The sequence below is a fragment of the uncultured Amnibacterium sp. genome, assembly GCF_964245895.1.
In the GTDB taxonomy this organism is placed as follows: Bacteria; Actinomycetota; Actinomycetes; order Actinomycetales; family Microbacteriaceae; genus Amnibacterium.
This window is the reverse complement of sequence record NZ_CAXTOQ010000165.1, coordinates 1-7,062: the sequence shown is the minus strand read 5'-3', so window position 1 is coordinate 7,062 and position 7,062 is coordinate 1. Positions and strand designations below refer to the sequence as shown.

Sequence of the window (7,062 nt, the reverse complement as noted above, 5' to 3'; positions counted from 1 at the left end):
CGACGTCGATCACGAACCGCACGTCGCGCGCGGCGTCGGGGTCGTCGGCGGCGCGCGCCAGCCGGGCGTCGTGCGCCTCCCGCGTCAGCGGGGCGGGAGCCGACGGGCTGCGCTCCTCCCACGTGTCCAGGTCGGCGGCGAGGCGGAACAGGACGTCGCGGTCGCCGTCGGCGACAGCCCGCAGGGTCACGGTCGGCGGATGAGCCACCTCGGCACGCTAGCCCTCCCGCATGGGCCGCCCCGCGCGGGCGGGGTTCGCACGGAACCGCTGCTGCGCCCCCTGCTTGCTCAGCCCGTACAGGGTGCCGACGGCCTTCCACGTCATGCCGGCGGAGCGGGCGTCGCGCACCGCGTCCTCCTCCAGCGCCTCGAGCCGCTCGCGTGCGTGGCGGATGACGTCGAGCCGCAGCACCGGGTCCTGGATGGCGCGGAGCGCGTCGGCAGCGCGCTCGAAGCGCTTGAGATCGGTGCCCTGGCCCACGTCCCGAGGCTACCTGGGACGGGCGATCCGTCAACAGGAAGTTGCCTTGCCGGTCAAGCATCCGTTGACTACGCTGCCGATGTCGCGCCGAACGCGCGGAACGCGGAGGGAGGCGACCATGGCGAAGAAGAGCAAGAAGGACAAGAAGAAGAGCAAGAAGAAGGGCAAGAAGTAGGGCGACCCGCTTCGGCTCCCGGGGCGTCCGCCCGGCCCGCGCTCGTGGGCGGCGGACGCTCCCCGGCGGCCGTCGGACGGCGGGTCCACACTGGCCGGATGGCATCGATGGGGATGATCTTCCAACCGAGCTTCGCGCCGGAGCGCCTGATCGAGACCGTGCGGCTCGCGGAGGCGGAAGGCGTCGAGGAGCTCTGGGTCTTCGAGGACTGCTTCAAGGAGAGCGGCATCGCCGCGCTGACCGCCGCCCTCGCCTCCACCGAACGGATCCGGATCGGGGTCGGCATCCTCCCGATGCCCCTGCGGAACGTCGCGATCACGGCCATGGAGCTCGCGACCATCGATCGGCTCTTCCCGGGCCGCGCCCGGTTCGGCGTCGGGCACGGCGTGCTCGACTGGATGGGGCAGGTCGGCCGCCGGGTCGCCAGCCCGCTGACGCTGATGCGCGAGTACGTGCCGGCGCTGCGTGCGCTGCTCGCCGGCGAGGAGGTCACGACCGACGGCCGCTACGTGCACCTGGACCGGGTACGGCTCGACTGGCCGCCGCTCGCGGGGCTGCCCGTCCTGGCGGCCGGCGAGGGGCCGAGGACGATCGCGCTCACCGGCGAGGTCGCGGACGGCACGGTGCTGACGACGGGCACGACGCCGGCCATGACGCGATCCGCCGTCGACCGGATCACCGCCGCGCGGCGGGAGGCGAGCCGGACCGGCTCGCACGAGGTCGTCGTGTTCGTGAACGCCGAGTTCGGGCCCGGTGCGAGCGAGCGGCTGGAGGCGGAGCTCGATCGGTGGGGCCTGCAGGGCGAGCGCCGCTTCGGCGCCACCGGCGACGACGGATCGGTCGCGGCGACCGTGCGCGACCTCCTCGATGCGGGCGCGACGACCGTGCTGCTGCAGTCCGCCTCGGCCGAGCCGGACCTCGACGGCTACGTGCGCTCGGTGGCGCGGGTGCAGGCCCTGCTGCGCTGAGCCGGACCGCTCAGGCGGGCAGAGGCTCCAGCAGCTCGAGCCGGTTGCCGAACGGATCCGCCGTGTAGAGGCGGGCGTGGCCCGGGAACTCCGGGTCCCACGTCACCGCGTGCCCCGCTGCCTCCAGGGCCGAGGCCAGCGCCGGCAGCCCGATCACGAGCACCCCGGGATGCGCCTTCCGCGCCGGCGCGAACGGGTCCTCGACGCCGAGGTGCACCTCCAGCCCGTCCCCGCGGAACCAGCAGCCGCCGCGAGCCGCCAGCACGGGCGGCTTGTCGACCTCGACCAGCCCGAGCAGCGCGCCCCAGAACGCCCGGCACGCCTCCTCCCCGCGCGGCGGGATCGCGAGCTGCACGTGGTGCAGCCGTCCGAGGCGGTAGGACGTGGCGGCGTCGTTCACGCCGCTATCCTGCAGGCCGTCCCTCGGGGTGCACGCACGGCCGGATCAGGCCGGCCGCGAGACCCGGCTCTCGATTCGATGAAGATGAAGAACACCTGGGAGATCGGGTCTTCTGCACCGATTCGCGTCCTGGATCGCACGAATCGCTGATCCCTCGAACTGGGGTCGTAGGCGACTGCACGAAATGACCCGACAGATGGCACCGCCGCCGGGCGACGTCGCCTACCGTCGACTGCAGTCGCCGATCCAGGAGTGCTCCGCGACCGATCCGACGTCTCCACGACGGCGACCGGAGCCGGCGTCCGCCACCGCGGCGGCGTGCTCCTCGACGAGAGCGAAAGACCGCGTGACCCTGGTGGACATCCCCTCCCCCCGCATCGACACCCGAGCGACCGCGCCCGAGCGCGCCGCGAGCGGGCACGCCTCCGGGCCCGTCCCGTACCGTGCCCTGCTGCTCGGCGGGCGCCTGCTCGCCGATGTGACGACACCGACGCGGCAGCAGCCGATCGCCGACGCGCTGGCCGCGGCGCTCGCGGCGCGCACCGGCCACGGGGTCGACGTGCAGACGTCGCACGACCCGTCCGCCACCGCCGTCGCCGACCTGCTCGCGTCGGATCGGGACGTCTCGCGCCTCGACGCCCTCGTCGTCGTGCTCGCGCCCCGCCGCGACGGCCGCACGCCGGCCGAGACGCGCGAGCGGCTCGCGACGGTGCTCGCCGATCTCACCGCGCGGCTCACGGTCGCGTCGGCGCTCGTGGTCGTCGTGCCGTCGCCGCTCGCCTCGGGCCTCACCCGGCACGAGCTGGACGGCTTCAGCCGGACCGTGGCCGAGGCCGCCGATGCCCTGGTCCGCGTCGTGCGGCTCGAGGACGGCGATCCGTCGCTGACGCCGGAGGAGCGCGCGGCGCTGTGGGCCGGCGACATCGCTGAGCGCACGGCGGGCGCCCTGGTCGAGCCGATGGTCCGGTTCGCGCCGGACGACCCCTTCGACGAGTTCCTCCGCGTCGACGCGGTCGAGCGGATCGAGGGGCGCTACGGCGTCCCGACGGCGGAGTTCCAGGAGCTCGTCGAGCTCGCCCGCTCCACCTACGGCACCGCCGCCGCGGCGATGAGCCTCATCGACGACGAGCGCACGCACTACTTCGCGCGCACCGGCGGCGTCGCCGAGTCCCTCCCCCGCGGCAAGACCGTGTGCAACCGCGTGATGCGCCTGTACGGCGGCCTCATCGTCGGGGACGCGGCGCTCGATCCGCGGCTGAGCGCGCTGCCGGAGGTGCGCACCAGGGACGTGGTGTTCTACGCCGGGTACCGGATCGAGGGCCCGGACGGCGCCCCGCTCGGCGCGCTCTGCGTGTTCGACGACGCGCCCCGCGTCGTCGACGACGCCGACCTGGCGCCGCTGCGCGACCTGGTGATCCGCGCCGAGCGCCTCCTCGCCCGCTGACGAGGGCCAGCCTCCCGGGTCGTCAGGGCAGCCGGAGGAGCGTCGCGAGCAGCTCGTCGCCGAACCCCTCCGGCACCCCGAGCACGACCCGGTGCCGCGTGCCTGGCTGGGGCGGGTAGCCGACGAACCGGCTGCGCAGGTCCACGAGCGTCTGGCCGCGCCCGGGTCCGTCCGTCGCGTCGACCTCGATCGGCACGACGGGCGCGCTCGTGGGCACGACCGTGCCGAGCGCGATCGCGGCAGCGAGCGGATCGTGCAGGGCGCAGGACGGGCGGCCGAGGATCGGCGTGTAGTACTGGAAGTACACCCCGAGCATCGCGGCGAGGGCCTTCGGCACCGCGCCGCCGGCGGCCAGCTCGACCCGGTGCGTCTCCTCGAACCGGGCGTCCATCGTGACGTCGAGCCCGACCATCGTGACGGGCCAGGACGCCTGGAGCACGAGGTCGGCGGCGACCGGGTCGTTCCAGATGTTCGCCTCCGCCACCGACGAGACGTTCCCGGGCACCAGCGCGGCGCCGCCCATGATGACGACGTCGGCCACGAGCGACGGCAGCTCGGGGTCGAGCGCCAGCGCGAGCGCGAGGTTCGTCAGCGGCCCGACGGCGAGCACGCGCAGCGCGCCCGGGTGCTCGTGCGCGAGGCGGACGAGCATCTCGGCCGCCGACTCGGCGACCGGCTCCCCCGCGCGCGGCAGCTCGACGTCGCCGATGCCGTTCGCGCCGTGCACGAAGTCCGCCACGCCGTGGAACTCGTCGCCCAGCGGGTCGTGCGCGCCGACCGCGACGGGCACGTCCGCTCGACCCATCAGCGACATGAGGTCGAGCGTGTTCCGGGCGCCGCCCGCCGCGGACAGGTTGCCGCTGACGCTGCCGATGCCCTTCAGATCGGCGCCCTCGGCGACGAGCAGCCCGAGGGTCAGGGCGTCGTCGATCCCCGTGTCGCAGTCGAGGTACCAGGGCGCGCCGCTCATGCCGCGGTCGCCAGGTACTCGTGCCACTCGGCCTGCGGCCGCTCGACGCCCCGCACCAGCCACGTCGTGCCGTGCGGCATCCTCGGCGTCGTCCGCATCGCCCAGCCCATCTCCGCGGGCGTGCGGTCCCCCTTCGTGTTGTTGCAGTGCAGGCAGCAGGCGACCAGGTTCTCCCAGCTGTCCGCGCCTCCGCGCGACCGCGGCAGCACGTGGTCGATCGTCGTCGCCCCCTTGCCGCAGTAGCAGCACCGGAACTCGTCCCGCCGCAGCACACCGCGCCGCGTGACCGGCACGCGCCGCAGCCCGGGCATCCGCACGTACCGGGTCAGGACGATGACGGTCGGGCGGTCCCAGGCGCCGGAGGCGGCGAAGACCGGGTGGGTGTCGTCAGCGCGGACGACCGTCGCCTTGCCGTTCAGCACGAGCACGAGCGCCCGCTTGAAGGACACGACGGCGAGCGGCTCGTAGCCGGCGTTCAGGACCAGGGTGCGCATGGGCGTTCCTCTCGAAGCGGCCTGCACGGCTTGCAGGTGTTCGAACGGGACCGACGTCGCGGCGGGTGCCACGAGGCCCGGTGCGCACCCCGGGCAGGCGCCCGGGAACGAAGAAGGGCGCCGCCCGACGGACGACACCCTGCTCACGACGCACCGCCGGCGGTATGGCGTGCAGATGATGCTCCGCACCGTCCTGACGGGCTGCGCGCAGGACGGCGGACGTGGACCGTCCGTACCTGCGCTCGTCCATCAGGGGATCCTTCCGCCCGGGTCTCGAGCGTCAGGCTAGATGACGCGCAGGACATCCCGGGTCCGGGGCGTCACCTGGAACCGGACCGTAACCGGCCGTTCACACCCGGCGGGGGCGGGATCAGATGCCGAAGCGGACGAAGTGGACGTTGCTCGTCCAGATCTTCTGCACGCGGACCCGGGCTCCCGGGTAGGGCGCGTGCAGGATCATGCCGTCGCCCGCGTAGAAGCCGTCGTGGGAGTCGTCGTTGAACACGACGACGTCGCCGGGCTGCGCGTCCGCCTCGGAGATCGGCGCGCCGATCCCGTCCTGGGCGTGCACCGAGTGCGGCAGCGAGACGCCGTACTGGGCATAGACGAACATGATGAAGCCGGAGCAGTCGAACCCGCTGGGGTCCGCGCCGCCGAACACGTAGGGCACGCCGCGGTACTGCAGCGCCGTGTTGTAGACCGCGTCGAGGCTGAACGCCGGGTGCGCGGGGTTCTTCAGGAAGTCCGCCGCGCTCGGGCCGGAGTAGGAGGAGAACTGCGCCGCGTAGGCCTGGCGCAGCAGCGTCGCGGAGGAGGTCGCGGTGAAGGCGTCGCGGCCGAGCTCGGCGGTCGCGACGTCGGGCGCCACCTGCGGCAGCTCCTGGGCTCCGGTCGTGCTGACCGTGCGGCCCATCACGGAGTCCTCCCGCCCGGGGTTGAACGCGTACGAGGGCAGCGCCAGCGTGAGCACCAGGCCGGCGGCGAAGGTCATGACGAGCGCCGAGAGCACCACGCGGGACCGGGACCTGAGCTGCGCGGGGCGGGCCGGCTCGACCGCCGGGCGCTGCGCGGGCGTCGCCCGACGACCGCGTCGCGGGTCGACCGAGGGGTTGCGACCGGGACGCGCTGCGGTCCGCCCGCGCGACTCGTCGAGGCCCGTCCTGCCGTCCACCTGCACCCCCAGTGCTGATCCGCCGGAGGTGACATGCCCCCGGGAAGCAGGGTCAACGGTAACGATGCGCTCACGGCCGGTCCGCGCGACGCGCGGGCGACCTTCGACTCCTGCTCGAAGGATCCCGCGCACCTCGGGCGGCCCGGATCCGCGTGGTTCCGGGCATCGCGGGCCGTCGCGCGACGGCGCGCGCAGGCCCTCCCGCGAACTGGGGGTGCGTCGGCTGCGTCAGCGGGAGACGAACACGTGCACGGCGACCTCGGCCGGCAGCTCGAGCGCCTCCTCGAACCCGTCGACCTCGATGCGCACCCCGTGCGCGGTCGCGCTGGCGAGCGCCGTGGCGCCGGGGACGACGCCCGTGGCCTTCAGCTCGCCCAGCAGCTCGGGGTCGAACTGCGCGGGCTCGCCGAGCCGCCGGATGACGACCCGGACCGGTTCACCGAACGCGCGCACGTGCGGCACGAGGGACACGACGCCGTCGAGGAAGCGGATGGACGGCGCGGCGCCGAGGTCGTCGAGCGGCGGGATCGGGTTGCCGTACGGGGACTCGGTCGGGTTCCCGAGCATCTCGACGAGGCGGTTCTCCACCTGCTCGCTCATCACGTGCTCCCAGCGGCATGCCTCCTCGTGCACGAACTCCCAGTCGAGCCCGATGACGTCGCTGAGCAGCCGTTCGGCGAGGCGGTGCTTGCGCAGCACGTGGACGGCTTTCGTGCGGCCCGCCTGGGTGAGCTCGAGGTGCCGGTCGCCAGACACGATCACGAGGCCGTCGCGCTCCATGCGCGCGATCGTCTGCGACACGGTCGGACCGGAGTGCCCCAGCCGCTCCGAGATGCGGGCGCGGAGAGGCACGATCGCTTCCTCCTCGAGATCGAGGATGGTGCGCAGGTACATCTCGGTGGTGTCGACGAGATCGGTCACTGCGGCGCTCCTCTCCAAGCGCTGCCCAGTCTACGGGG

General features: G+C 73.8%; 9 protein-coding genes. 2 read left to right on the top strand and 7 right to left on the bottom strand.

Annotation, left to right across the window (positions count from 1 at the left end; translation table 11 throughout):
* The coding region (locus ACFE60_RS16280; RefSeq protein WP_375389908.1) for a hypothetical protein at positions 1–208 on the bottom strand (208 nt) is incomplete at its 3' end.
* Positions 209–217: 9 nt separating this feature from the next.
* Positions 218–481, bottom strand: a complete 264-nt coding sequence (locus tag ACFE60_RS16275) for a hypothetical protein (protein ID WP_375389907.1) — start codon at positions 479–481, stop codon at positions 218–220.
* Positions 482–754: 273 nt separating this feature from the next.
* On the opposite strand from ACFE60_RS16275, the gene ACFE60_RS16270 reads away from it, so the two are divergent.
* A complete protein-coding gene (locus ACFE60_RS16270) occupies positions 755–1,624 on the top strand; it encodes an LLM class flavin-dependent oxidoreductase (protein WP_375389906.1) in 870 nt (289 codons plus the stop codon).
* 10 nt (positions 1,625–1,634) lie between these two features.
* Here ACFE60_RS16270 and ACFE60_RS16265 read toward each other — a convergent pair whose 3' ends face one another.
* Entirely contained in the window at positions 1,635–2,024 is a 390-nt protein-coding gene (locus tag ACFE60_RS16265) for a glyoxalase (RefSeq protein WP_375389905.1), read from the bottom strand.
* Between the two features lie 346 nt (positions 2,025–2,370).
* Between ACFE60_RS16265 and ACFE60_RS16260 the strand changes: the two genes are divergently transcribed.
* On the top strand, positions 2,371–3,468 hold the full coding sequence (locus ACFE60_RS16260) for a hypothetical protein (RefSeq protein WP_375389904.1): 1,098 nt from the start codon (positions 2,371–2,373) through the stop codon (positions 3,466–3,468).
* Between the two features lie 22 nt (positions 3,469–3,490).
* Here the strand turns inward: ACFE60_RS16260 and ACFE60_RS16255 are convergent, their stop codons facing one another.
* The 4 genes from ACFE60_RS16255 to ACFE60_RS16240 all read right to left on the bottom strand — a co-directional run bounded on the left by ACFE60_RS16255 (position 3,491) and on the right by ACFE60_RS16240 (position 7,024).
* Positions 3,491–4,438 (bottom strand): nucleoside hydrolase, encoded by a 948-nt coding sequence (locus ACFE60_RS16255; protein WP_375389903.1) that lies wholly within the window; start codon positions 4,436–4,438, stop codon positions 3,491–3,493.
* On the bottom strand, positions 4,435–4,932 hold the full coding sequence (locus ACFE60_RS16250; protein ID WP_375389902.1) for an HNH endonuclease: 498 nt from the start codon (positions 4,930–4,932) through the stop codon (positions 4,435–4,437). The genes ACFE60_RS16255 and ACFE60_RS16250 overlap by 4 nt, the downstream gene beginning before the upstream one ends.
* Positions 4,933–5,302: 370 nt before the next feature.
* On the bottom strand, positions 5,303–5,923 hold the full coding sequence (locus ACFE60_RS16245) for a C40 family peptidase (protein WP_375389901.1): 621 nt from the start codon (positions 5,921–5,923) through the stop codon (positions 5,303–5,305).
* Positions 5,924–6,331: 408 nt separating this feature from the next.
* Positions 6,332–7,024 carry a metal-dependent transcriptional regulator gene (locus tag ACFE60_RS16240; RefSeq protein WP_375389900.1) on the bottom strand — a complete coding sequence of 231 codons (693 nt, stop codon included), beginning with the start codon at positions 7,022–7,024 and terminating at the stop codon, positions 6,332–6,334.
* Between the last annotated feature and the right edge of the window lie 38 nt (positions 7,025–7,062).

What these genes read in the sequence shown, in the direction of transcription:
- ACFE60_RS16270 (WP_375389906.1), top strand. Translation starts at nt 755, where the DNA reads ATGGCATCGATGGGGATGATCTTCCAACCGAGCTTCGCGCCGGAGCGC.
- ACFE60_RS16245 (WP_375389901.1), bottom strand. Translation starts at nt 5,923, where the DNA reads ATGACCTTCGCCGCCGGCCTGGTGCTCACGCTGGCGCTGCCCTCGTAC.
- ACFE60_RS16255 (WP_375389903.1), bottom strand. Translation starts at nt 4,438, where the DNA reads ATGAGCGGCGCGCCCTGGTACCTCGACTGCGACACGGGGATCGACGAC.
- ACFE60_RS16250 (WP_375389902.1), bottom strand. Translation starts at nt 4,932, where the DNA reads ATGCGCACCCTGGTCCTGAACGCCGGCTACGAGCCGCTCGCCGTCGTG.